This is a genomic window from Mycobacterium sp. (genome assembly GCF_035506235.1).
GTDB lineage: Bacteria > Actinomycetota > Actinomycetes > Mycobacteriales > Mycobacteriaceae > Mycobacterium.
Genome location: NZ_DATJPU010000296.1, coordinates 1 through 24,326, shown reverse-complemented (window position 1 = coordinate 24,326; position 24,326 = coordinate 1). Strand labels below are relative to the sequence as shown.

The window sequence follows — 24,326 nt, the reverse complement described above, 5'->3', positions numbered from 1 at the left end:
CGCAGCTTGAGTCGTGTTCACCTACCTATTTGGTAGCGGTTTCACCCGAATCGGATTGTGCCGCCTGGCTTCAGCTGTTTCGTCTCGCCACGGCATTCGACCTCGATCGGCGCGGCGACGCCGCTCTCGGCACTGAGCTGCGCGCTGCGCCCACTGACCCACAGGTGTAACCGATGGCCGCGGTAGCGCAACGTGAACTCCAACTTGCCAAGCGATTTCGGCCACAGCGGTTCGAGTACAACCCGGTCACGGCGAAGTTCCAGCCCGGTGAAGCAGCGCTGCACGAGGTCGATTGTGCCCGCCATCGCGGCCAGGTGTATCCCTTCGGCCGTGGTGCCCTTTTGGATGTCGACGACGTCGGAAGCCATCGCCTGGTCGAAGTATTGCATCGCTTGATTACGATTGCCGCGAGCCAAGACCCAGGCGTGCACGAGGGCGCTCAATGTGGAGCCGTGCGAGGTGCGGGATTGGTAGTAGTCGACCGTCCTCGGTATCTGTTCGGGCGCGAAGCGGTATCCAAGCTGGCCGAAGAGATCGTACAGCTCGTCGGAAGACAACAGGTAGAACAGCATCAACGCGTCGGCCTGCTTGGAGGCCTTGTAGTTGTTGACGCTGTCGTTTTCGGCCTCGAGGATGCGATCGAGCCGCTGCAGGTTGTCGTATCGCTTGCGGTAGCTCTCCCAGTCCAATTCGCGCAGCAGCTCGTAGCCCTCGAATTGGCTGATCACGCCGTCGTGGAAGGGCACGAACATGCGCAGGCTCACATCCTGCCAGTGCTCAAGGTCCTTGTCGTCGATGCCGAGCGTCTCCAGCAGGGCGACTCGGTAGTAGATCGGTATGTGCTCGAGGGCCTCCAGCGCGCGCAGGATCGTCCAGACCGCCATCACATTGGTGTACGCGTTGTTGTCGATGCCGTCGTAGCCACGGCCGGGGTATCCGGAATGAAACTCGTCGGGCCCGATAACACCGCGGATCACGTAGCGTTCGCGCGCCGGATCGAAGGTCGCCAGGCTCACCCAGAATCGGGCGATGTCGGCCAGCATCTCCGCCCCATAGTCGATGAGGAAGCTGATGTCGCCGGTGACCTGATAGTACTGCCACACGTTGTAGGCGATCGTGATGCCGATGTGATGGGCCCGTGCGCTCGGATCGGGAAGCCACCGGCCCGAGCGCGGGTTGAGATGCATTTGCTGGCTTTCCTCGCGGCCGTCGCTGCCCGACTGCCACGGGAACATTGAGCCAGCGTAGCCGGCCTCTTTAGCCGCTCTGCGGGCCTCGGGCAACCGTCGGTACCGGTACAACAGTAGCGCTCGAGTCACCTTGGGCAGCTTGATGTTCAGCACCGGAAAGATGTACAGCTCGTCCCAGAAGATGTGCCCTCGGTATGCCTCGCCATGCAGCCCACGCGCGGGCACCCCGACGTCGATATCAGCGGTGTGCGGCGAAAGCGTTTGCAGAAGGTGCAACTGGTGAACGCGCAGGATCCGCAGTGCGTTGGCGTCTCGGCCCATCTCGATGTTGAAGCGCTCCCATAGGTGTGCCCACGCGAACTGGTGGCCACGTTCGAGCTCTGCGTATCGGCCGAGGCGGTTGAGCTCGCGTTCGGCCTCGGTGGCGGGTTCCGATATCCCATGGTCACGTCCCGTAAAGAGCGTGGCAAGCTTTTCGAGGATGACGGACTCGCCCGCCGCGATGTCGAGGGCGATGTCATGCCCGATTCGGGCCTCATCCCGCACGATGCGATAATCGGCCGCGACCGGCTCATCGTTGCGCCACACGGTGTTGCGCGCCGCGACTCCGATTCGAATCTTCGACTGACTTGTTTCGGCTTCCAAAACCACCGAGTCATTCGACAATTCCCCTATGCCACATAGGTTCAGATGGCGCGACGACAGGTCGCGGTAACGCTCCACGCCCGTGTTTTGAACATCGCCGTCGATGAGGGATCGAAACTCCAGCCGTCCCGACCAGTTTTCGGCCAGCACTGTCGTTTCCATCGCGCCCACATGGTGACGGTGCATCGCGACGAATCGGCGCTGCGTCAGACTGGTCGTGCGGCCGGATTCGTCGCGAAACCGTATTTCGCGGGTGAGTACCGCACGGCGCAGGTCGATGGTGATCAGATAGCTCAACAGCGTGGTGTCGTCGATGTCGAACCACGGACCGCCGTCGATCCGAAACGTCAACGCCAGCCAGTTAGGCAAGTTCACCATGCTTTCGTTGTCGATGGTGGTGCCGGCGAGTTGGTCGGTCAGCCGATTGTAAAGACCTGCGACATATGTGCCCGGGTAGTGAAACTGGCCGGCGCGCGACTCCGGTGCGCATCCGCGGACAGCGAAATAGCCATTGCCCATGGTGCACAACGCCTCGCGCATGCGCTCGTCACGGGGCTCATAGCCCCCGTACGTCATCGTCCACGGATTGTTGGAAGTGTCCTGCTCGTCGGCGAGCTGCTCGGAGAGCCGCTTGACGGACCGGCGCACCGCTTCGGGATTGTCGAGCGCGAACCGCGCCGACGACCGTCGATCGCCGTCCTCGGCGTGGCGCACGACAATTCCGACACCGTTGTGACGCACCGCGTCGAAGGCGTCCTCGTCGGTGAGGTCGTCGCCGACGTAGATCGGGAAAGTCGGTCCTTGGCCGTCGACTTGCTCGAGGATCCACTCGACCGTTTTGCCCTTGTCCCAGTCCAGGTTTGGTCGCACCTCGATGACCTTGCGGCCCGATGTCGTCCGTAGGCCGTTGCGCTGTCCGATGATCCGCACCGCAGTGGTGACCTCTGCGACCCGGTCGGACGCGACGTTGCGGTAATGCACGGCGACGGAGAAACGCTTGTTTTCCACCAGTACACCGTCGATGCCCGACAACCGATTGCTCAGTTCTGCCGCGGCGTGCTCGAGCACGCCGACGGCCGCCATGGCTTCGTCGTTCTGATAATGCGTGCCCTCGGGTGCGGTCAGCTCGAAGCCGTGGCTTCCCGCATACCAGAGACCGGGCAGGCCGATGCGTCCCCGAATGTCCTCCATGGCGCGATCGCTCACCACGGCCACCGGGCAGTGCGACGCCAACGAGTTCAACGCGTCGGCCATCCCGGGGATCAGCGTGGCGGCACCGGGGTCGTCGACGATCTCAGATAACGTCCCGTCGAAATCGAAGAGCACCACGGGTCGCCGCATGGCGATCATGGTGGACATCTCTCCGTAGGAATCCAGCACGTCCGGCAGCGCCGACATCTTTTCGAAACCGGTTGCGACCCTGACGGCGACCATATCCACAACCACCGCGTCGGCCCCTGACTGAAGCAGCTCCTCGCCGTGATCCGTGCGGTCCACGCCAATGACGAGCGCGAATCCGCCGTCGCGCCCGGCGGTCACGCCGGCCTCCGAGTCCTCGGCGACCACGCATCGATCCGGACGGACCCCCACCCGCCTGGCTGTTTCGAGCAAAACCGCGGGATCGGGCTTGCCGGGCAGCCCGAGCTCCTTGGCGACCACGCCGTTGACGCGAACCGGAAAGAGATCCGCGATCCCGCCAGCCTGCAGAATATGTTCGCAGTTGCGGCTGGCCGAGAAGACGGCCGTGCCGATGCCCAGCTGCTGTAGTTGCCGCACCAGCTCGACGGTCGACTCGAACACCCGCACGCCGGAGGCCAACAGGTCTAGAAACAGCTTCTGCTTCCGATTGCCCAGGCCGCATACGGTGTCATCGGTATCGTCCGTCTCGGTGCCCCACGGCAGCGAGATGCCACGGGACTTCAAGAAGTCCGCCACCCCGTCATACCGCGGTTTGCCATCGACGAAATGCCGATAGTCGGCGTCGGTGAACGGCGCGTGATCCTCGCCAGGTGCCTCGGGCCGCGAGGCAAGGTAATCGTTGAAGAGGGCGGCCCACGCCGCCTGATGGATCCATGGGGTGTCAGTCACCACACCGCCGAGGTCGAAGATCACCGCGTCGTGATAGCGCGGGTCGATAGTTATGGGAAACTTCATGGCCAGCGTCCCTTCCATTGAGCAAATGGTGCACGCTGAGCGCGCCGAAACGCGTTGGCGAGACGACCATATCGCCGTTGAGGTATCACCCCGCAAGGGCTGGACATGAAATGAGGCCCAATGGCCAACAACTTGGTGACCTATGCCCTCTAGGAACGTGTCTCCCGGACTCTCGGCGTCGTGCCAGAGCGTGGAAGGACGGCGAAATGCGCAAGCAGCAGGCACACCCCGTGATCCTGGGTTGGCGCCGATGGCCCACCGGCATCCAAGGTGCGATCCAGCGGGCCGCGCGCGATCCAAGATGAGGCCCTGCGCATCCTCGGCAAAGCGGGGCAGATGCGCCCGGCACCCGACGAGGGACCCCGCCGATCTGCCCGCCGAGGTGTAGGCGTATGCGATGCAGATCTGCACTCGTTGCAGCGCAGGGCATCAGGGCCACGGCCGGCATATCTACGCCTACGCCGCGGCAGTGCCCGAGCATCCGTTGCCAGAGAACAGGATGCGCCGGGTCTATCGGCTGCTGGGGGCTGGCGGGCGATGATCGCCAAGTCGATAATTACCAGCAAGTCATCCGCATCGCGGAACAATCCGGGTGGCGCCCCGCTGGCCCACCGCACCCGAAGGAGGACCGATGGCCGCCGTCGCAGATTTGCTGCCGACTGCCCGACGCGACAAGGTCGTTACCGCCACCGAGGCCGTGCGGCTGATCCGCGATGGCGACACCGTCGCCATCGAGGGCTTCGGTGGTGAATGCTACCCCGAGGAACTGACCATCGCCCTCGAGCAACGCTTCCTGGACACCGGCGCACCACGGGATCTCGGCTTCGTCTTCGCCGTCGCCCAAGGCGACCGCAGCGGCCGCGGACTCGACCGCATCTGCCACCCTGGGCTGCTCAGCCGCGCCATCGGCGGCCACTGGGGAATGTGCCCGTCGATCCAGAAACTCGCCTTCGAGAACAAGATCGCCGGGCACAACTTGCCGCTGGGCGTTCTCGCGCAACTGTTCCGCGACACCGCCGCCGGCAAGCCCGGACTGTTGACCCACGTCGGGCTCGGCACGTTCGTCGACCCGCGGTACGGCGGCGGCAAGGTCAACGAGCGAACGACCGAGGACCTTGTCGAGCTGCTCACCCTCGGCGGCAGGGAATACCTCTTCTACAAGGCGCTGTCGCTCGATGTCGCCTTGCTGCGCGGCACTACCGCCGACGCCGACGGCAACATCACCATGGAGCGAGAAGCTCTCACTCTGGAAGGGCTTTCGATCGCCACCGCCGTCCACAACGCCGGCGGCCTGGTGATCGTGCAGGTCGAGCGCCTCGCCAGCAGCGGCTCACTCAACGCGCGCGAGGTCAAGATTCCCGGCGTGCTGGTCGACTGCGTCGTGGTCTCGACACCGGACCACCACTGGCAGACCTTCGGCACCGTGTACTCCCCCGCATTCAGCGGGGAAGTACACGTACCGCTGCGTGCGGCGGCACCCATGCCGCTGGACGCACGAAAGGTCATCGCGCGGCGTGCAGCGTTCGCGCTGCACGCGAACAGCGTCGTCAACCTCGGCATCGGTATGCCCGAAGGCGTCGCCAGCGTCGCCAGAGAAGAACACATCCTCGACTATCTGACATTGACCGCCGAACCCGGTGTCATCGGCGGGATGCCGGTCGGCGGCTTGGACTTCGGCGTCGCGGTCAACGCGCACGCCATCATCGACCAGCCCTACCAGTTCGATTTCTACGACGGCGGGGGCCTCGACGCCGCATTCCTCGGCATGGCCCAAGCCGACCGCGAGGGCAACATCAACGTCAGCCGATTCGGACCCAAAATCGCCGGTTGCGGCGGGTTCATCGACATCAGCCAAAACGCCAAAGAAATCTTCTTCCTCGGTACCTTCCTCGCGCCCAGCCGCACCCGTGTTGAAGACGGTCGCATCGTCGTTGACCCGACACCTGCCATGGCAAAGTTCATCGACGCGGTCGAACAACGCACCTTCAGCGGCGCCCAAGCCGTCAAGACCGGCCGGCCCGTGCTCTACATCACCGACCGCTGCGTCTTCGAGCTGACCGAAAACGGCTTGCAGCTCACCGAAGTCGCCCCCGGTGTGGACATCGACAAAGACATCCTCGCCCACATGAGCTTCAAACCCATCATCGATGACGAACCGACCCTGATGGATTCACGAATCTTCGCCCCCGAAACAATGGAATTGAAAGAGCATTTGTTGTCGGTTCCGCTCGACGCGCGCTTCGCTTACGACGCCAAACGCAACGTGTTCTTCCTCAACATGGAAGGAATCGCCGTCACCACCGCCGCCGAGGCCGAGGCGATCCGCTCCGCCATCGAAGCCCGCCTCCTCGAGGTCGGCAAGAAGGTCCATCTCGTCGCCAACTACGACAACTTCTTCCTCCCCGCCGACTTCTACGATTTCTGGGTCGCGTCGATAAGAGACTTCGCCGACCGCTTCTACCTATCCGCGAGCCGCTACACCACTAGCTCGTTCATGCGCCTCAAACTCCACGACCAACTCGCCGGCCGCGGCCTCGCACCCCACATCTACGAAAGCAGAACCGAAGCAATCTCCCACCTTCCGTCATCGTCACAGTCAGCACTGAGAGACATGCCCCTCATCGAGAAGCAGAAGCAGGCCTTCGCGGACCCCAGTCTCCCTTATGCCGAGATGTGGACCGAATTCGAGCGACAAATCCTGGCCAGAGATCCTGCTTTCAAGAGGGCAACGGCTTGCATCCCGCTAGACGATTGGGATACGGCGACGAAACCTTTCCGGCGCTCATACCTGGTCACATATGAGGCTGAAAAGTAGCCCCGTTGAAGATAAAAGGACATGACCACACGTCGGTGCCGACACCGCTGCGACTTTGGCTCAAGTAGGCAGTCTTGGTGCCCGTTGCTCCACCCGATCAAGTTGTTCATCGAGCGCCAGGGCTGCGGCAATCAGGGCGAGGTGAGTGAACGCTTGGGGGAAGTTGCCGAGCTGCTCGCCCGAGGGACCTATCTCTTCGGCGAAGAGGCCGACGTGATTGGCGTAGGTGAGCATCTTGTCGAAAGCATACCGAGCCTCATGAAGCCGCCCCGCGCGGGCGAGTGCTTCGACGTACAGGAAGCTGCACAGGTTAAAGGTTCCCTCGCTGCCGCGCAGACCGTCCGGGGAAGCATCAGGGTTGTACCGGTAGACCAAACTGTCGCTGACCAGTTCCTCGCCCATCGCGTCTAGAGTCGTGAGCCACGCGGGGTCGCGCGGGAAAACGAAGCCCATGCGGGGCATAAGCAAAAGCGAGGCGTCCAGCACCTCGGTCCCGTAGTGCTGGACGAACGCTTGCCGTTTTTCACTCCAGCCCCGTTCAACGATCTGGTCGTAGACGGCGTTGCGGACAGCAGTCCACCGGGCCACATCTGCGGGACGGGAGTAGTTCATGGCAAGGCGAATGCCCCTGTCGAACGCGACCCATGTCATTAGGCGGCTGTAGGTGAAGTTCTGGCGGCCTCCCCGCGTTTCCCAGATGCCCTCGTCGGGCCGTTCCCAATTCTCGGTCAACCAGTCGAGAACGTTGGCGAAACCCTGCCAGCCGCGGATATCGATGTCGCTGGCTATCATCAGGCCGACATCCTCGCCGAACACGCCCAGATGACGCACCTGCGCCAAAGCGTCGGCGGCCTCACCGTAAATGTCGAGCTGGATCTGGTCGGCGGCCGCGTTACCCACCCGCACCGGCGCCGATCCCCGGTAACCCTCGAAGTTGTGAAGGATCTCCTCCGATAGGTTCGGATCGCCGTCAACCCGGTACATGATCTGCAGAGGCTCGCCGGAGGCGGTGTCCGCGGCTTCTAGGCGATCGCCCAGCCAACGGCGGTAGGCCTGAGCCTCCTCGCTGAAGCCGAGATCTATCAAGGCTCTTACCGACAGCGATGCATCGCGGATCCAGGTGTAGCGGTAGTCCCAGTTGCGCTCGCCGCCGAGCTGCTCAGGCAGTCCCATCGTGGCTGCAGCGATGGGCGCACCAGTCGGAGCGTAGGTGAGTAGCTTGAGAGTGATCGCCGATCGGTTGACCATGTCCTGCCAGCGTCCGCGATATGTCGAGGCGCGCAGCCACGACGCCCAAAACGTGCGGCATGCCTCCAGTTCGTCAGTGATGCCGTCTACTGATGGTGCGGCCGGCGCGGGGGTATCGCCGGCGACGCTGGTCATAACGATGACGGCTATCTCGCTGGCCGCCAGGGTGAAGTGTGCGACGATATCGCGGCCATCGGCCTGCAGTGTGACCAGGTCGGTGGACTGTAGATGCAGATCGGTTGTCGGACCACGGAAAACTACCGAGCGGTCATCGATCGGGGCAAGGGTGTGCGAAGCGCGACCGTAGTCGAAGCGTGGGCGGCACGTAAGTGTGAACGGAAGGCGGCCCCGGACCACCCGAACGACCCTTACTAAGCGGTGCCGGTCGGTGGGAGTGGGGCACGAGAGCGGTGTCATGAAGTCCGCGACCTCACCAACGCCGCTGGGAGACATGAACCGAGTCAGCAGAACAGCCGTATCCGAAAGATAGAGCTGCCGCACCGTTGCGTCGCCGTCGGTCGACTGATCCGCGGAGATCCGGCAGTAACCGCCGCGCTCACTGTCGAGTAGCGATGCGAAGATACTCGGCGAATCGAATCGCGGAGAGCACCACCAGTCGACCGTTCCTGCGGAAGACACCAGTGCGGCAGTCTGAAGATCGCCGATGATGCCGTGCTCGGCAATCAACGGGTAATCGTTCACAGGTCCTCCTCGGCCCGAGCCGGCACACCGCGTGACTCAGCAAGTTCCACAATGCGACGGCGTTGATGACGTGTATGGGAGCCCTCCAGGCGCGCCGCGCAATCAAGCAACAGGTAAGGCTGTTGTGCCACAACCCGGGGACACGAAACACTTCGCGATGCAATTGGTCAGCGCGCTCTCATATTCACAGTCTGCGCCGCCAAGGAATTGAGCGCACAGTTTCCACAATCCTGCTCGCAGTTCCTACCGCGGCCGGACGGCTTGACCGCGCCAAGGAGACGCTTCAATGACCAGCCAGTTAGTGGAGCTGCCGGGAATCGAACCCCGCTACAAAAATGGGCCTGCGGAAACGCTGAACCTGGCGACGCGAAACGACGCGAAAGTACGCGAAACGACGTGCGGGAGACGCGGAAGGTGTTAACGGCGTCAACAAACGGTAGTCTCCGCTCCCTACGGCGTTCGGTCAGCCGTGCCGGGCAGCCTCCTGAGCGAGTTGCACCCGAGAGGTCAGGCCGAGTTTGGTGTAGACGTGGGTGACGTGCGTTTGCACGGTGCGGGGTGAAACGAAAAGCCGTACGGCGATGTCGTTGTTGGCGAGCCCTTCGCTGACCAGTCGTACGACGTCGCGCTCGGTGTCCTGTCACCCACCGACCCGGTCGTCGCAGCGGCCCTGGTCGGCCGGTCCGACATCTCGCTGGGGCTGCGGCGGCTGCTCAACGTCGAGTCGGGGCTCAATGACGGGATTGCGCTGCCCTTCGTGCTGATGTTTATCGCCACAGCGCGCCACGAGGGCCCGGGATTGCTGACCGTGCTTGGCGAGTTGCTATTCGGCGTCGCGATCGGCGTCGCGGTTTCCGCGCTGGTGACCATGGCCTGGCGGCTCGAGGTGCTGACCGCCGAACCGCGGTTGCAGCCGCTGGGACCGCTCGCGGTCGCCATCGTCGTATACGGGACGTGCACCTCACACACGCCAACCCATACCTGGCCGCGTTCGCGGCCGGCTCAACGCCGGCCACACTCGACCACGGTCGCCCCCGAGATATTCGAGCCCTTCGGCGATCTACTTTCGGAAATAACGAAATTCGCGGCCGTGCTGCTTTGGGGCGTTGATAACAACGCTTTGGCTATCCCATCTTGGGTGGACTGAATGGTTATTCGCGACGCTGGCGATCGTCGTGGTTCGTGCCGGCGCTCTGACGCTGTCGCTCCTGGGCACTTCGTTGCCCTGGCGTGAACGACTCACCGCTGCGTGGTTCGGGCGGCGCCGAGTTGTTATTCAACTTGGTGGCGGTCACAATCGTGTTATCCATCGTATTGCACTCGTCCACCGACGTTCCGATCGCACGGACGTTGCGCATCGAACCTCCCGACAACTTGCCGACCGGCAACTACGATTCCGGCCAACTCGGCTATTCCGATGAAGTGTCCGGTGAGACGAAAGTGCTGCCCCGATCGACAAGTAGGATGTTCGACGACGTTTGCGCCATCGCGTCATCGCTTTGTCGAATGCGGCGACCGGCGCTCAACCGAGCGCCGGCTGTGAGCGTGTGGCTGGCGGCGCGCAGTAACGACCTTGTAGATCTCAAACCAGGCGACGCCGACCAGCCCGGCCGCGACGGCGACCAACCACTCCGTGAGCGTGATGGCGCCGAAATGAAAAGCGTGGCGCAACCACGGGATGGTCAGGACCAGAACAAGAATCAGCGCGGCGCCGCCCACAATCCACATCACTGTGGGATTGCGCCGCTCCCGGAATATTCGCCAGACCGGTAGCCGCCAGGATCGATTGACCAAGATCAGCGCGAGGTTGCCGACGACCAACGCCGCGAAGGTCACGGAGCGCACCACATCGTCGGGCCGGCCGCAAAGCACCATCCATAGGTAGACGCCGACGACGGCGGCAAACACCCAAAGGCCTTGCATGACGGCGACGGTGAGCACGCGTCGGGTGAACATCGGCTCGTTGCGGCGCCGCGGCGGCCATTGCATGATCTCGGGATCGATCTCCTCCCCCTCGAACGCCACCGAGCAGGCGGGATCGATGATGAGCTCGAGGAAGGCGATTTGCACCGGCAGCAGGACGAGCGGCCACCCCGCCACGAAGACTGGGAGCAAAGACATGCCCGCGATCGGCACGTGCACCGCGACGACGTAGGACAATGCCTTGCGGAGGTTGTCGAACACGCCGCGGCCCTGGCGCACGCCGCCGACGATCGAGGTGAAGTCATCATCGGTGATCACCAGTGCAGCCGATTCCCGGGCGACGTCGGTGCCGTGGGCGCCCATCGCGATCCCGACCTCGGCCGCCCGCAGGGCTGGGGCGTCGTTGACACCGTCGCCTGTCATCCCGACGACTTCGCGGATAGCCTGTAACCCGCGAACGAGTCGAAGCTTCTGCTCGGGCACCATGCGCGCGAACACGCTGACACTGCTGATGCGGCCGGCCACCTCGTTGTCCGACAGCGTGTGGAGCTCCTGGCCCGTGATGCAGCCGGCCTCGTGGTCGAGGCCGATTTCCCGCGCGACCTCCAGCGCAGTGCCGGGATAGTCCCCGGTGATCATGATGGTGCGGATTCCCGCACCGCCGCATACGGCGACGGCATCGGCGACACCGGGCCGAACCGGGTCGACGAGACCGGCCAGTCCCAAGTAGTGAAAGTCGAAGTCGTGCTGCTGTGCGGGTAGTTGGTCGTCAGCATTGAAACGCGCGCCGGCCACCGCCAACACCCGCAGTCCGCTGTCGGTGGCGTTTTCGACCTGCGCGGTCATAACGGCGAGCCGGCCGGCGTTGAAGTGACACAGGTCGGCGATCGCCTCCGGAGCGCCCTTGGCCGCGATGATGTAACGGTCGCCGTCGCCTGAGCGCCAGACGTGTGAGAGGGCCAGCAGCTTCTCCGACAGCGGATATTCGCGCACCAGTTGCCAGTCACCGTGCAGGTGCTCGGTGCCGGACAGGTATTTCTCGCCGAGTTCCTTGAAAGCCTTGTCCATCGGATCGAACGGGTCGACCGGCGAGGCGAGCACCGCGAACTCCGCGATGGTGTGAAAATCTTCCGGCAGCGGGCGCTCGTCGAGGGTGTGTGTCTGCCCGTCGACGATGAGCTGGCGCACCGTCATGCGGTTGAGCGTCAGCGTGCCGGTCTTATCCACGCACAGCACCGTCGTCGATCCCAGCGTCTCGATCACTGCCGGCCGCCGGGTGAGCACGTGCTTCTTCGACAGGCGCCACGCGCCCAACGCCAGGAAGACCGACAGGACCACCGGAAACTCCTCCGGGAGCAGAGCCATCGCGGTCCCGATACCAGCGTCCACCCCAAAAAGCCAGTGGCCCCGCGTCAGCCCGTAGACGACCACGACGATCACTGCCGCCGCAACGCCGAACACCGCGAAAACCCGCACCAGTCGATCGATTTCGCGCTGCAGCCGCGTGCGTTCGGGCTTGATGGTGCGCAGCGCCGCCCCGATTTTTCCTAGCTCGGTGTGGGCACCGGTCTCGTTGACCAGGGCCACGCCGTGCCCTTTGACCACAAGGGTGCCCGAGAAGATCCACGGGGTGGCATCACCGCCGGGACGGCCCATGGCAGAGGAGAGTCCCGCCGCATCGGCCGCCACCTTGCGCACCGACACCGACTCACCGGTCAGGGCTGACTCGTCAACGGAGAAATTTGCGCAATCCACTACCACCGCATCGGCAGGGACCCGGTCACCCTCGGCGAGCAGGATCACATCACCGCGCACGACTTCTCGGCCTGCGATGCGGACCTGCTCTCCGTCGCGCGTTACCAGCGCCCGCGGCGATGAGAGATTGCGCAGCGCCGCAAGCGCCCGCTCGGTCCGGTGTTCCTGATAGACCGAGATGACGATGACCACGACGACGCCGCCCATCAGCATGATCGCGTCGAGTGGCTTAGCCAGCAGGAAGTTCACCAGACCGGCAGCAAGCAGAAGCACGATCATGGGCTCGCGGATCACATCCCAGGTCTGCTGCCAGAGATTGCGCGGTCTCTCGGTAGGCAGCTCGTTTGGCCCGTCAGCCGCTAGCCGTCGGGCAGCCTCCTGCGCGGTAAGTCCCGTTACCGCGATGTCGGCTCGAACCTCGGTCACGTCAATCCCCTGCCGGACAGCGGATGTAGCGCAGGTTTAGGTATAGAACTGGTGCCCTCACGCAACCCTGGTGCTGATGTGATCGTTTCGAAACGCACCTGCGCCGATATAGGGTCCGAAGTCACCACGGCGCACGGTAAGACGTCCCGGGCCCACCAGCCGCTCGAAATACGTACTTGCGCCAGACGCTGAGCCGTGCAGGCGCGACCTCCCTGTCCGCGGACGACGGCTCCGACGACGTCGGGCGCCGTGCTCTCACAGCGACGAACACAGCCGCGCCGGCCGCCGCGCCGGGGGCTGTCTTCCTTCACTTTGAGTCGCTTCGTATCGTCACCAATCAGATCCACAAGCAAGCCTCGCCTATTAAGTTGGCGGCGAGCCACTGACAGGGCCCTGGAGCCGATCCGAAAGATCTTTGAAAGATGCAAGTTGACGGGCGGGAGATCACCGTTTCGGGGAGCTTGCTGCAACCATTGACTCGTCGCACCACCGACATCCTGCGGGTCGTGCTCGCAGCACTTTTCCTCGCCACCGTGATCGCAGGTTCGCTGGTCACTCGCGCGAAGTGGGCCGCCCTCGAGAAATCCATCTCCGAAATCGTCGGAGTCTTGACGCCCGAACAATCCAGTCTGGTGTATCGGCTCTACGGCGTTGCGATCCTCGCACTGCCGTTCGTGATCCTCGTCGGCCTCATCGTCACCCGCCAATGGAAACTTCTCGGTGCCTACGCGGCAGCCGGCCTCATCGCCGTTCTGGCGCTGTCGATCAGCGGCAACGGCCTTTCGGCGCCGGGGTGGCACTTCGAGCTGTCCGGCCGGCTCGACACCACCGCGTCGCAGTTCGTCGACGACCCTCGGTGGATCGCCATGGTCGCCGCGATGGTCACGGTGGCCGGGCCGTGGCTGCCGGCGCGCTGGCGCCGGTCGTGGTGGGCGCTGCTGCTGGCCTTTGTACCTATCCACCTCGTGATCAGCGCCGTGGTGCCGGCGCGGTCGCTCCTGGGACTGGCGGTTGGCTGGTTCGTCGGCTCGCTGGTGGTCTGGGTCGTCGGAACGCCTGCCTTGGAGGTGCCACTCGAGGGCGCCGTTCGGGCGATGGACCGGCGCGGATTCGTGGCTTCAGGGCTCACGGTGGTGCAGCCCGCCGGCCATGGACCGCTCGTGTTGGAGGCGACGTCGACGCAACCCGACACGGTCGCGGTCTTTGAAATGTACGGCCCGAACCAACGCAGCGGTGGCGCCATGCGCCAGCTTTGGCAGAAGCTCATGCTGCGCACCAGCGAAAGCCCGCCGCTTCAGCCCTCCATGCGCCTCGCCGTCGAGCATCGCGCGCTTATGGCCATCGCCTTCGGCGGCCTCGAACTCGCCAACACGTCGACGACTGCCGTCGCCGAGCTCGAACGGGGATGGATGCTATACGCGCACACTCCCGCTCGCGGAATTCCGATCGACCGGTCCGCGCCATCGACGCCCGTAGCTCGTGTCTGGGAATCGCTGCGACTGCTTCACCACCACCAGATCTCCCACGGTGACCTCCGCAGTTCGCAGATCACCGCGGATGACGGCAACGTGCGGTTCGGCGGCTTCGGCAGCGCGCAGTACGGCGCCACCGACGTCAGGCTCCAGTCGGACATCGCCCAGCTGCTGGTGACGACGACCGCGGTGTACGACGCGAAGTCCGCGGTGGCCGCGGCCACCACGCATTTCGGCAAAGACACGATCCTCAAGGCATCGGGTAGACTCACGAAATCGGCGATGCCACAGCGTCTTCGGAAGTCGGTGCGCAACCCGGGGGCCGTCATCTCCGCTGCCCGTGACGAGGTGCTGCGCCAAACCGGTGCCGATCAAATCCAGACCGAAACCATCACCCGCTTCACCCGCAATCAGCTGATTCAACTGGTCCTGCTCGTGGGGCTGGTCTACGTGGCCTATCCGTACATCAGCTCGGTGCCGTCTTTCTTGTCTGCGATCAGGACCGCCGACTGGCGGTGGGTGCTGCTGGAAGTCGCGGTGTCGGCGTTGACGTACATCGGTGCGGCGAGCGCACTCTGGGCCAGCGCCGACCGGTCGGTGCGCTTCGGGAATCTGGTACTGCTGCAATTCGCCTACACTTTCGCCGCAACCACCACGCCCGCCGGCGTCGGTGGCCTGGCGCTCAGCACCCGATTCCTGCAGAAGAGCGGTATGAGCACCGCGCGCGCCACCGCGGCGGTGGCCCTGCAGCAGGCGGTGCAAGTCATTACCCATGTCGTGCTGCTGATCATTTTCAGTGTCGCTGCCGGCGCGTCGGCCGATCTGTCGCACTTCGTCCCCTCCACAACCGTGCTGTACCTGGTCGCCGGCCTGGCACTGGGGCTTGTGGGCGCGTTCCTGGTGGTTCCGGCCCTGCGCCGGTGGCTGCGGACCACAGTGCGGCCAAGACTCAAGGAAGTGACAGCGGAACTCGCCAAGCTCGCCCGCGAACCTCAGCGGCTCGCGGTGATCGTCGTCGGTTGCGCCACAACCACTCTCGGCAATGCGCTGGCGTTGTGGGCGAGTGTGGTCGCTTTCGGCGGGGGTGTCACGCTCATCGCCGTCACGATCGTCACCATGGTCGGCGGAACGCTTGCCTCGTCCGCCCCCACCCCCGGCGGCGTCGGCGCCGTCGAAGCGGCGCTGATCGGCGGGCTCGCGGCGTTCGGGCTGCCCGCGGCCGTCGGCGTGCCGGCGGTGCTGTTGTACCGGGTGATCACCTGCTGGGTGCCGGTGTTGATCGGGTGGCCGGTGATGCGCTGGATGACGGAGAAGGACATGATATAGCGCACGCGCGACTGTCCCGGGATCACGACCCAGCAGCGCTGAACACGACCAATGGCTTCTGCTTAGTGGACTTTCGGCACTACGCGTAAACTGCGATGCGGCTTAGCTTTGCGATCACAAAAGCAAACGACAGTGCTGCGCGCCGCCGGTTGATGCGAAGTAAGGAGTACCCGATGGTTGAGACCGACCTGAGCGACTATTTCGGGCAGCTGTGCAAGGAGTCGGAATGGTCGCTGCAAAAAATACAGGAAGCCAAAGAGTCCAATTCGATTCGGTCTCGAGCTGAGACGGCCGCCACGAAACCTGGCGGGTCGGAAGTGACCGACGACCGTCAAAGTGCCCACGCCGCCCGCGACAAAGGGGCGGACCACTGGGAGGAATTTCGCGACCAGTGGCGTGCCCACGTGGCAAAGGTGAAGGCAGACACCAGCAAGAAGCTCGCCGAACTGGACGCGACCGGCGCTGCGAACAACGCCCGGGAGGCTGAATCGGACGCGCAGAACGCAATCGGGCATGCTTTGGAAGCCATCGAGGAAGCCGAGCGATCTGTGGTCTATGCCCTGGGGGCGCGGGCCAGCGCCGAAGAGCTCGCTTCCGAGGCGGCCGCTCGCCGGTGACTCATCTCGAACGGAGAGTTCGATGACCACACGTGATCCCGCGAAAGAGTCGTCCCGGCGGGAGAGGCCGGCGGCCTTGCGACGGTGGATGCGCAAACTCAAGCAGTATGCGACGTGGAGGTATTCGGGTCCGGCGCTGCTTGCACGGGTGCCGCGTCGTCATCACCAAAAGCGCGATGGATGATCGCGTCCGCGCACGGCACGCCGACCGTCACCGGCGAAACACGTTCCGCAAGGCGGAACAGCAGTATCGTGGCCGCGATCGAGATCAGCAGCATCGAGATCACCGGGATATAGATTTGCACGTTTACGATGCTGGCGATTCCCGCCATCACGAGGACTTGGCCTATGCTGCGGCCCATCGCGCCCGCGTCGCCGTGACTTGTCCGGTGCTGGTGAGAATCTTTGCGACGATCACACCGAAGACGAATCCGCCGACATGCGCGAAGAACGCGACACCACTGCCACCGGTGCTCGTCGGATGGACTAACGCGTTGTTGCCTTCGAAGAACTGGTAGAGGAACCAGCCGCCGAGGTAGATCCACGCCGGGATGTTGACCGGGAACCACAGCACCAGCGTCCGGACATTTGAGGTCGGATAGAGCACGAAATAGGCGCCCAGCACAGCGGCGATCGCGCCGCTGGCGCCGAGGTTGGGTATCTGGGCATCCGACGCGCTGCCGAAGAGCAGGGTCATCGCCGTCTGCATCATCGTCGCGGCGAATCCGCCGGCGAAGTAGAACAGCAGATAACGGAGCCGCCCGAATGCGTCCTCGACGTTCTTTTCATCCCTGCGATGTCAAAATGTGCTCCCAGCCGGCATGCATGAACATGGCGGTGACCTTCCTTGTGCCGCAAGGTCTTCCGCCTCGAAGCGCTACTCGCGACGATGACGATCTGCGAGTCACTACTCCCCCGCTATCCGTCACTCCGACAAAGGTTTGGTACGTCGATTGCTCCTCGTGGATTCGTCGTCGCCGACGATGAAAAGGGTCCGCTTCCGCGGCAGCCGGCCCTAGGGCCGAAGGTCCCGTCATCTAGCGCAGCTGGTCGCTACTTGGGCCGACCCGCTACCTGACGTACCAGACGAAGCTCGGTACGAGCCATACCAGCCCAAATCGACGACACACCGGTCTCAAGATCGGGCAGGAATACGATGTCCCATCCGCCGGATTCTGGTGGTCGCCGACCGGTCGCCGAACATGCCGGCGCTCAGCAGCTTCACGCACGTCGCCATCGACCCGGTGTCGCGCCTGCGACGGCTTCAGTCATGGCGGGCCACGATCACCGGTATGCCGACTGCATTCACCACGCCCGCAGCAACCGAACCGAGCAGCATGCCCGGGTGTCCGCCCCGGCCGCGGCTGCCAACGACAAGGAGTTGGGCAGACTGCGACTGGTCGAGAAGATGATGGGCCGGTTCGTTGTCCACGACAATGCGCCGAACCTTGACGTCGGGATAGCACTCCTGCCAGCCGGCCAGCCCATCTTCGAGGGTTGCGCTCGCCTTGGATTGAAGCGCGGACCGTTCCGCGGTGGGCATCGTTGACGCGTCGCCGTCACTCCCGGCATGCAGGGCCACCAGTTCCACACGTCGCCAGGAGGCCTCTTGGAAGGCGATCTCCGTCGCCAATTGCGAGCCTGCTGAGCCGTCGATGCCGACGAGCACCGGTAATTGCACGGATGGCAATGCTCCCGAATCCTCCTCGTGGATCACCGCGACGGGACAGTGGGCGAGGTGCACCAGACTTGTGCTCACCGATCCGAACGGGCCGCGGTCATCCTGCGCGGCCTGACCGCGCCGAGCGACCACCACAATCTGGGCCTCCATCGACATGTCGACAAGTGTCGGCACGTGCGCCGAGTACAGCAGGTCGGTATTGATCTCGGGTACGTTTCCGCCATCGGCGTCGTCTTCGATCGACTTGATCGCATCGGAGAATATTGTTTGCACTTCATCCTCGCGCCATTGGTGCAGTTCGTTCACGGTAGGAGCGGTGGCGAGAACCCGCGCAAAGGAGCCGAGCGCCGGCGAGGGTTGGATAGGCACGATGGTGAGCGCAACATGGCGCAGTATCGCCTCACGCGCCGCCCAACGCACAGCGGTGCCGGCACTACCCGACCGGTCGATGCCCACGACAACGCCAGGATGCGTTTTGGCATTCAACATTTCGTGTTCCTCCGATCCATCAGCCTGGCTTTATGTCCATGACGGTAGCCGCCCAAGTCGCGCCAGCCAGGAGCCATTAGTCACCGAGCTCAAAGTCGGCGCGCATCTGGCCGATCTGCCGCTCGATTGCACCCTTGGTATCTGACCCCCGCTGCGTGCCGTTCCTACCACCTCGAGGATTACCTCGAGGCGTTCGAGCATGCGCAGGCACCGAAACACGCCAAAAGGAACTGCGGTCCGGACGTGTCGGCGATCGCTGCATCTCGGACCTTACTAACTCATCTCCGAACACGGACCCCTACCGGGTTCCTCCGATACGGATCAAGACCGCACCCGTACCCCAAGTGCCTGGCGGCCAGTGAGGTTCTCGAACCTGGTCTAAACGCCCTCGCGCAAGGCGCTGGAAGTGGGATCGTTGAACCATGAGATCGACAGAGACCGTTATTCGGTTATGGGACGAGGTGTGGAACGCGCATGACGTCGACGCGCTGGACAAGTTTGTCGCGGATGACGTCGTCCTAGCGAGTGGCCGGCAAGAGCGCACCGGAAAAGACAACCTCAAGAACTGGACCAAAGAGTTCTTCGACAAGGTCGACGACCTAGAAGTCGACGTTGGGGAGACATTCCAGAATGAGGAAGGCACCCGCGTCACGTCCCGCTGGGTGTTGATGGGCACGAACAACGGCCTCTTCGGCACCGAGCCAAACGGGGAGGAAATCGCATTGAGCGGCATTGCGGTCTTCGCCTTCGATGATGACGGAAAAGTCAAGCGGTTGTCGGTCGAGCAGGACTCCTTCGAGCAGTACCGTCGCCTGATGGCGAACTAGATGGCCATTGCCCACCATCGCCAGCGCGTGGTCTTGGTCGGCTCCGATGGGCAGCCGATGCGACCACCAACCACAACGCATTGGTTCGGCGCTGCGGTCAACCGCTGCCAAGCAGCCGATGCGAAGTTTCCTCGGGTCACGGTCCACGAGCTGCGGCACACGGTGGCGTCGTTGATGATTGCCAGTGGTGCCAAAGTCAAGACGGTGCAGGCCCAGGGAGCCATAAAACGGCGACGATGACGCTGGATCAGTACGGCCACCTGTTTCCAGACGACCTTGACGACGTGGCGGACAAGAAGGACGACCTGGTCTCAGGGTGTGCCCAAAATGTGCCCACAAAGGAATGTGCCCACAAAGGAAGCAGGCCAGGGCGAAAAAGCTCTGACCTGCTAACGAACCGCATATTTTCTGGTGGAGCTGCCGGGAATCGAACCAGTAACCAGCGCTAATAAATCGCTATGAACTGCGGTTTCAGTACGGGAGAGCCCTGTTGGTTACAGGATAATACTGAGAGTTACGGCTGATGTGTTGGTGCCAACAACGTCAGGACCGGTGCGGGAAGTGTTTGCTGCTGAACGGGCCGCTGGATTCCATAGCTGTCCCAGAACCGCAGCGTGTCCAGCTGTCAACTGCGGCCGAAAATTGACCCCTTTTCGAGGGTTGAAAATTGACCCCCCTTGGTGTTCATTCTTCGGTGGTTGATCCCGGGACGCGCCCGAGGTCGCGGTCTTTGATGCGGTAGGAGTCGGCCTTGAGGGCGATGACTTCGGCGTGGTGGACGAGGCGGTCGATCATGGCGGCGGCCACGACTTCGTCGCCGAACACTTCACCCCAGCGGCCGAACGGTTTGTTGGAGGTCACGATCAGGCTGGCCCGTTCAGACCGGCTGGAGACGAGCTGGAAGAACAGGTTGGCGGCCTCGGATTCAAACGGGATGTAGCCAACTTCGTCGACGACGATCAGCGGGTAGCGGCCCAGGCGGACGAGTTCTTGTTGGAGCCGTCCGCCGTGGTGGGCCTCGGCCAAGCGAGCTACCCATTCAGATGCGGTGGCGAACAGGACGCGGTGGCCGGCCTGGCAGGCCCGGATCGCGATCCCGATGGCCAGGTGCGTCTTACCGGTGCCCGGAGTGAAGGCGACAGACTGCAACAGTTGCGTGTGGTCTTGCCGTGTGAGGTGCGGGTGGTGGCCGAGACGCACCCGTTGTTTGGTCGGCTGTTGGCGGCGAGGTCGTTCAAGCGGTGGAACGGCGTTTTGTTGTTGGTGATCGATTTGCCCGACGGATCGCCAGGAACGATCCGTTGCGATGCCACCGATGTATTGGGGGTCGTCGAGCCGGGACCGCGGGCGGTGCTGGATGCGGCGGGGCTGCGCGCGCTGCACCGGTTGGTGGTGCAGCTGGCGACGCGTGCCGAAGGGGGCGTGTTGGGGGTGGATGCGCAAGTAGGTTCGCCTCGTCCCTGATCGCGGTCACGACTACAGGAGAGTGAACCCACTTGCGCGTTATGAGAGTAGCTGCTGCACGTCAGCTTGCCCTTGGGCTGGCCGACTTACCCGTGCCGGTCTGTCGTTGGCAGGCGCTTCCCGAGGAGACCCGAACCCAGGTGCTGGGGTTGTTGGCCCGGCTAATCGCCCGCGGCGCTCTGGTCGAAGACACGCGGCCCGGGGCTGGTGAGCGATGACCAGTCAGACCTCGGCGGGCCCATCGGTGCCGTCGCTGCTGTTGTCGACCGACAAGGTCACCGCCTCGCACCGTTCGCGGGATGCGTATGTGTATGTGCGTCAATCGACGCCGTCGCAGATGATTCACCACACCGAATCCCTTGCCCGCCAATATGAGTTGCGTGAGCGGGCGGTGATGCTTGGGTGGCCTGCCCATCAGGTCGTGGTGATTGATGCTGATCTGGGCCGCTCTGGGGCGCAGACTGCGGGTCGGAGCGGGTTCAAGGAGTTGGTTGCCGATGTCGGGCTAGGCAAGGTCGGGATCGTGTTGGGCATCGAGGTGTCGCGGCTGGCGCGCAACAACGCCGACTGGTATCACCTGTTGGACCTGTGCGCGATCACCGACACGCTGATCGCTGACGCCGACGGGGTGTATCACCCGGCTGATTTCAACGACCGCCTGGTGCTTGGACTGAAGGGCACGATGTCAGAGGCCGAGTTACATCTGATCAAGTCGCGGCTGACCGCGGGGCTCAAACACAAGGCAGCCAAAGGTGAACTGCGCCAGGGACTTCCGGTCGGGCTGGAATACGACGAGGATGACAAGGTGGTGTTGTGCGCTGACGAGGCGGTGCGCGAGGCGATCACCACGGTGTTCCGCCGGTTCGACGAACTCGGCTCAGCGCGGCAGGTGTTGCTTCGGTTGCGTGAAGGCGGTGTGCTGCTTCCGCGTCGGCGCAACGGTTCTAAGCGGGTCTTCTGGGCCCAAGCCACTTATCCCGCGGTGCACGACATCCTCACCAACCCGGCCTATGCCGGGGCCTTCGTGTTCGGTCGCACCCGCACCGAGAAGCGAGTCGACCCGGCCACCGGAGCCGTGTGTGCCCGCGACCGGCTGGTACCCCGCGAGCAGTGGGAGGTCCTGATTCCCGATCATCATCAAGGTTTCATCACCTGGGAGGCCTTCGAGGCCAATACTGCACGGCTGCGCGGTAATTGGCGCCGTCCTCGTGAGCTTGCCGGCGGCGCGGTGCGAGAGGGCCGTGCGCTGCTGCAGGGCCTGCTGCGTTGCGGGCGGTGCGGGCGGATCATGCAGACCAGCTATTCGGGAACCAAGGGCAACTGCCCGCGGTATGTGTGTGCCCGCGCCAAACAGCTCTACGCCGGTGAGCATGTGTGCCAGAGCATCGGTGGCATCCGGTTGGAGAACACTGTCCTTGATGAGATGTTCACTGTTTTGGAACCGGCGGCGTTGTCCGCCACCGCCCAGGCGTTGGCTGAGGCCGACAGCAACCACCGGCGCGATCTGGCGGTATTCGAGTTGGCCACCGAACGCGCCCGCTATGAAGCCGACCGCGCGCAGCGTCAGTTCGACAATGTCGAACCGGAGAACCGTTTGGTAGCAAGAACATTGGAAAGCGCGTTAGAAGCCAAACTGGCCGCGGTCCGCACCGCTGAGAACAACCTGGCCGCTGCACGCGCGCGCCGTCCGCTGGCGCTGACTGAACAGGAACTGGCCTGGATCACCACCGCCGGCGCGGACGTGCGGGCGGTGTTCGATGCCCCCACCACCACGCTGAGGGAACGCAAACAACTCATCCGCGCGGTGATCGACGAGATCGCCCTCACCGTTCGCGCCGAACAGCGCATCGCCGAACTGCGCATCCTTTGGCAAGGTGGCGCCACCACCGAGGTGGCGATGCCAATGACCAAGACCGGCCAGCATCTGCGCGTCACTGATGAAGCAACCGTGGCCCTGGTGCGCCGCCTGGCGGAGCACTATGACGATCGCACTATCGCGGCGATCCTGGCCAAACAGAAGCGCCGCACCGCCACCGGCCTGCCCTTCACCCGAGCGCGGGTAGCGATCCTGCGCGCCGGCCACAACATTCCCGCCTACCAACCGTCGACACCGGATGTCGGGGCCGGCTGCGACGATGTCGTCGTGGTCACGATCACTGCCGCCGAACAGATCCTCGGCGTCGCCCGGACCACCCTGTACCGCTGGATCCGCGACGGATTCGTCACCGCCGAACAGATCACCCCCGGTGCACCCTGGCGCATCCGCATCGACCAGGCCCTGCGCAATCGGATCCAACCCGAGGTTCCCGACGGCTGGCTCGGTCTCAACGAGGCCGCCACCGCACTCGGGATCGCCCGACAAACCGTGTTGCACAAGGTCCAACGCGGCGAGTTGCAGGCCGTCCACGTCAACCGCGGACGCCGCAAAGGTCTCCGTATCCAGGTCAAACCAGATCAACATGGACTGTTCGACACACCCTGATAGGAGGAGAGCGCAGTGTTAACCAGCCTCGGGCGGGCCGAGGAAGACGACGTTGTCTTTGGCGACGACGAAGTCCAGGGTCGCGAGGTGGGCGATGGTGTCATGTTTGAGGCCGCTTGCGTGGTCGAAGTCGAACTCCTCCAACGACTTTCGTGAGGGGAACCGGGCTGCGCGGATACGGCCCTCCCCGCCGTGGGACTCCCGGGCGGAGACCTCACGCTGCAAACACGCCACGAGGAACTCTTCATGGGTCCAGGACTCCGCACGGGCCCGCTCCGCTAGTCGGGGCACCGCATCGCGCATCGTGGGCGCTTTGAGCGCACGGGTGAGGAAGCTGATCTCGGCGCTGAGGTCACGGTTACTCGATGAGGGGGCCCGCGTGGTCTTGGTGGTCATGACACCAACCCGCCTTCACCAAGGTCGATTCCCAGGGCAGTGTCATAGTCATTCAACGACCGCTGTTTGACGACGATCTGGTCCTCATGCTCACGCACGGGACGTAGCGCGCCGATCCGGTGGTGGCGCAGCATGTCGGCTGCCTGGCGGTGTTCGGGGTCGGTGATCGTCTGGTGCCAGGCCCACACTCGTTCGTGGTCGGCGACGGTCTTGCCGTCGCAGAACACTTGCACGCGATCGAGATTGGCGACGACTTCGACGCGCCGGCCGATCACCCCGGGATGCACCGAGTAGTCGTTGGAGTCCAGTCGCACGTAGTGATCCCGCGCCAACCGGGTCGTGCTGCGCCAGCCCACCTGTGGAGGCAGTGGCGGCAGCGTCGGCATCGCCTGGCGATCCGCGCCGATCCGGTCAGTCGGTGCGCAGCCCAGCACCCGGCGGGTCCGTCCGTTGACGATCTGTAGCCACTTCTGCAGCTGGTGGTTGAAATCACCTGGCCCACTGAAGGTTCGGCCGGGAAGAAACGAGCGCTCCAAGTAGTCGTGAGCCCGTTCGATGATGCCTTTGTGCTCGGGCTCGCGCGGTTTGAGCACCACCACCTTGGTGCCCAGCACCCCACGAAATGCCTGGCAATCACCAGTCAACTCAGACCGGCCCGAACGCCACCGCCCGATCGCGCCCTCGCCGTCCCAGACCAGGGTGCGCGGCACCGCG

Annotated in this window: 16 protein-coding genes and 3 pseudogenes; 8 read left to right on the top strand and 11 right to left on the bottom strand. The window is 63.8% G+C overall.

The genetic code is table 11. From position 1 onward, the window contains the following. Positions 1 to 41: 41 nt before the first annotated feature. Positions 42 to 4,007, bottom strand: coding sequence for a trehalose-phosphatase (gene otsB / locus VMD50_RS27840; protein WP_325432865.1), 3,966 nt, complete (start codon positions 4,005 to 4,007; stop codon positions 42 to 44). Between the two features lie 613 nt (positions 4,008 to 4,620). Here otsB and VMD50_RS27835 point away from each other — a divergent pair. After that, a complete protein-coding gene (locus VMD50_RS27835; RefSeq protein WP_325432863.1) occupies positions 4,621 to 6,804 on the top strand; it encodes an acyl CoA:acetate/3-ketoacid CoA transferase in 2,184 nt (727 codons plus the stop codon). 60 nt (positions 6,805 to 6,864) lie between these two features. Here VMD50_RS27835 and VMD50_RS27830 read toward each other — a convergent pair whose 3' ends face one another. Beyond that, positions 6,865 to 8,754, bottom strand: coding sequence for a glycoside hydrolase family 15 protein (locus VMD50_RS27830; RefSeq protein WP_325432861.1), 1,890 nt, complete (start codon positions 8,752 to 8,754; stop codon positions 6,865 to 6,867). A gap of 463 nt (positions 8,755 to 9,217) precedes the next feature. After that, positions 9,218 to 9,388, bottom strand: a pseudogene (locus VMD50_RS27825) (response regulator transcription factor); the annotation flags it as partial. A 3-nt stretch (positions 9,389 to 9,391) separates the two neighbouring features. On the opposite strand from VMD50_RS27825, the gene VMD50_RS27820 reads away from it, so the two are divergent. After that, on the top strand, positions 9,392 to 9,901 hold the full coding sequence (locus VMD50_RS27820) for a cation:proton antiporter domain-containing protein (protein ID WP_325432873.1): 510 nt from the start codon (positions 9,392 to 9,394) through the stop codon (positions 9,899 to 9,901). Between the two features lie 4 nt (positions 9,902 to 9,905). Here the strand turns inward: VMD50_RS27820 and VMD50_RS27815 are convergent, their stop codons facing one another. Both VMD50_RS27815 and VMD50_RS27810 read right to left on the bottom strand, forming a co-directional pair. Beyond that, complete coding sequence (locus VMD50_RS27815; RefSeq protein WP_325432859.1) at positions 9,906 to 10,112, bottom strand: hypothetical protein; 207 nt, start codon at positions 10,110 to 10,112, stop codon at positions 9,906 to 9,908. Between the two features lie 133 nt (positions 10,113 to 10,245). Continuing rightward, positions 10,246 to 12,858, bottom strand: coding sequence for a cation-translocating P-type ATPase (locus tag VMD50_RS27810; RefSeq protein WP_325432857.1), 2,613 nt, complete (start codon positions 12,856 to 12,858; stop codon positions 10,246 to 10,248). Between the two features lie 422 nt (positions 12,859 to 13,280). Between VMD50_RS27810 and VMD50_RS27805 the strand changes: the two genes are divergently transcribed. After that, entirely contained in the window at positions 13,281 to 15,656 is a 2,376-nt protein-coding gene (locus tag VMD50_RS27805; RefSeq protein WP_325432855.1) for a lysylphosphatidylglycerol synthase transmembrane domain-containing protein, read from the top strand. A gap of 173 nt (positions 15,657 to 15,829) precedes the next feature. Continuing rightward, positions 15,830 to 16,273: a hypothetical protein gene (locus tag VMD50_RS27800; RefSeq protein ID WP_325432853.1), complete on the top strand. Its 444-nt coding sequence runs from the start codon at positions 15,830 to 15,832 to the stop codon at positions 16,271 to 16,273. Between the two features lie 98 nt (positions 16,274 to 16,371). Here VMD50_RS27800 and VMD50_RS27795 read toward each other — a convergent pair whose 3' ends face one another. From VMD50_RS27795 to VMD50_RS27785, 3 genes and pseudogenes are all read right to left on the bottom strand, one after another. After that, positions 16,372 to 16,605, bottom strand: a complete 234-nt coding sequence (locus VMD50_RS27795; RefSeq protein WP_325432851.1) for a hypothetical protein — start codon at positions 16,603 to 16,605, stop codon at positions 16,372 to 16,374. 14 nt (positions 16,606 to 16,619) lie between these two features. After that, positions 16,620 to 17,042 (bottom strand): annotated as a pseudogene (locus tag VMD50_RS27790) (rhomboid family intramembrane serine protease); the annotation flags it as partial. A gap of 495 nt (positions 17,043 to 17,537) precedes the next feature. Further along, complete coding sequence (locus VMD50_RS27785) at positions 17,538 to 18,443, bottom strand: universal stress protein (RefSeq protein ID WP_325432849.1); 906 nt, start codon at positions 18,441 to 18,443, stop codon at positions 17,538 to 17,540. A gap of 422 nt (positions 18,444 to 18,865) precedes the next feature. Between VMD50_RS27785 and VMD50_RS27780 the strand changes: the two genes are divergently transcribed. Both VMD50_RS27780 and VMD50_RS29955 read left to right on the top strand, forming a co-directional pair. After that, the gene (locus VMD50_RS27780; RefSeq protein ID WP_325432847.1) at positions 18,866 to 19,270 is read left to right on the top strand and encodes an ester cyclase; all 405 of its coding nucleotides are present in this window, start codon (positions 18,866 to 18,868) and stop codon (positions 19,268 to 19,270) included. Next, positions 19,271 to 19,510, top strand: coding sequence for a tyrosine-type recombinase/integrase (locus VMD50_RS29955; RefSeq protein ID WP_414686197.1), 240 nt, complete (start codon positions 19,271 to 19,273; stop codon positions 19,508 to 19,510). A gap of 444 nt (positions 19,511 to 19,954) precedes the next feature. Here the strand turns inward: VMD50_RS29955 and VMD50_RS27770 are convergent, their stop codons facing one another. Further along, on the bottom strand, positions 19,955 to 20,470 hold the full coding sequence (locus VMD50_RS27770) for an ATP-binding protein (RefSeq protein ID WP_325432845.1): 516 nt from the start codon (positions 20,468 to 20,470) through the stop codon (positions 19,955 to 19,957). Here VMD50_RS27770 and VMD50_RS27765 point away from each other — a divergent pair. Then, positions 20,456 to 20,734 carry a hypothetical protein gene (locus tag VMD50_RS27765; protein ID WP_325432843.1) on the top strand — a complete coding sequence of 93 codons (279 nt, stop codon included), beginning with the start codon at positions 20,456 to 20,458 and terminating at the stop codon, positions 20,732 to 20,734. The two genes, VMD50_RS27770 and VMD50_RS27765, sit on opposite strands and share 15 nt — an antisense overlap. Positions 20,735 to 20,948: 214 nt before the next feature. Beyond that, positions 20,949 to 23,216: a recombinase family protein gene (locus VMD50_RS27760; protein WP_325432841.1), complete on the top strand. Its 2,268-nt coding sequence runs from the start codon at positions 20,949 to 20,951 to the stop codon at positions 23,214 to 23,216. A gap of 21 nt (positions 23,217 to 23,237) precedes the next feature. On the opposite strand, the pseudogene VMD50_RS27755 reads toward VMD50_RS27760, so the two are convergent. Both VMD50_RS27755 and VMD50_RS27750 read right to left on the bottom strand, forming a co-directional pair. Further along, positions 23,238 to 23,612 (bottom strand): annotated as a pseudogene (locus VMD50_RS27755) (ATP-binding protein); the annotation flags it as partial. Beyond that, positions 23,609 to 24,326: Mu transposase domain-containing protein (locus VMD50_RS27750; protein ID WP_414686196.1), on the bottom strand; the 718-nt coding region annotated here is incomplete at its 5' end. The pseudogene VMD50_RS27755 and the gene VMD50_RS27750, both read right to left, overlap by 4 nt.

Bases quoted from the DNA above. Each gene is read 5' to 3' on its own strand.
- otsB (WP_325432865.1), bottom strand. From the start codon at position 4,007: ATGGAAGGGACGCTGGCCATGAAGTTTCCCATAACTATCGACCCGCGC.
- VMD50_RS27835 (WP_325432863.1), top strand. From the start codon at position 4,621: ATGGCCGCCGTCGCAGATTTGCTGCCGACTGCCCGACGCGACAAGGTC.
- VMD50_RS27815 (WP_325432859.1), bottom strand. From the start codon at position 10,112: ATGCGCAACGTCCGTGCGATCGGAACGTCGGTGGACGAGTGCAATACG.
- VMD50_RS27805 (WP_325432855.1), top strand. From the start codon at position 13,281: ATGCAAGTTGACGGGCGGGAGATCACCGTTTCGGGGAGCTTGCTGCAA.
- VMD50_RS27800 (WP_325432853.1), top strand. From the start codon at position 15,830: ATGGTTGAGACCGACCTGAGCGACTATTTCGGGCAGCTGTGCAAGGAG.
- VMD50_RS27795 (WP_325432851.1), bottom strand. From the start codon at position 16,605: ATGGCGGGAATCGCCAGCATCGTAAACGTGCAAATCTATATCCCGGTG.
- VMD50_RS27785 (WP_325432849.1), bottom strand. From the start codon at position 18,443: ATGTTGAATGCCAAAACGCATCCTGGCGTTGTCGTGGGCATCGACCGG.
- VMD50_RS27780 (WP_325432847.1), top strand. From the start codon at position 18,866: ATGAGATCGACAGAGACCGTTATTCGGTTATGGGACGAGGTGTGGAAC.
- VMD50_RS29955 (WP_414686197.1), top strand. From the start codon at position 19,271: ATGGCCATTGCCCACCATCGCCAGCGCGTGGTCTTGGTCGGCTCCGAT.
- VMD50_RS27760 (WP_325432841.1), top strand. From the start codon at position 20,949: ATGACCAGTCAGACCTCGGCGGGCCCATCGGTGCCGTCGCTGCTGTTG.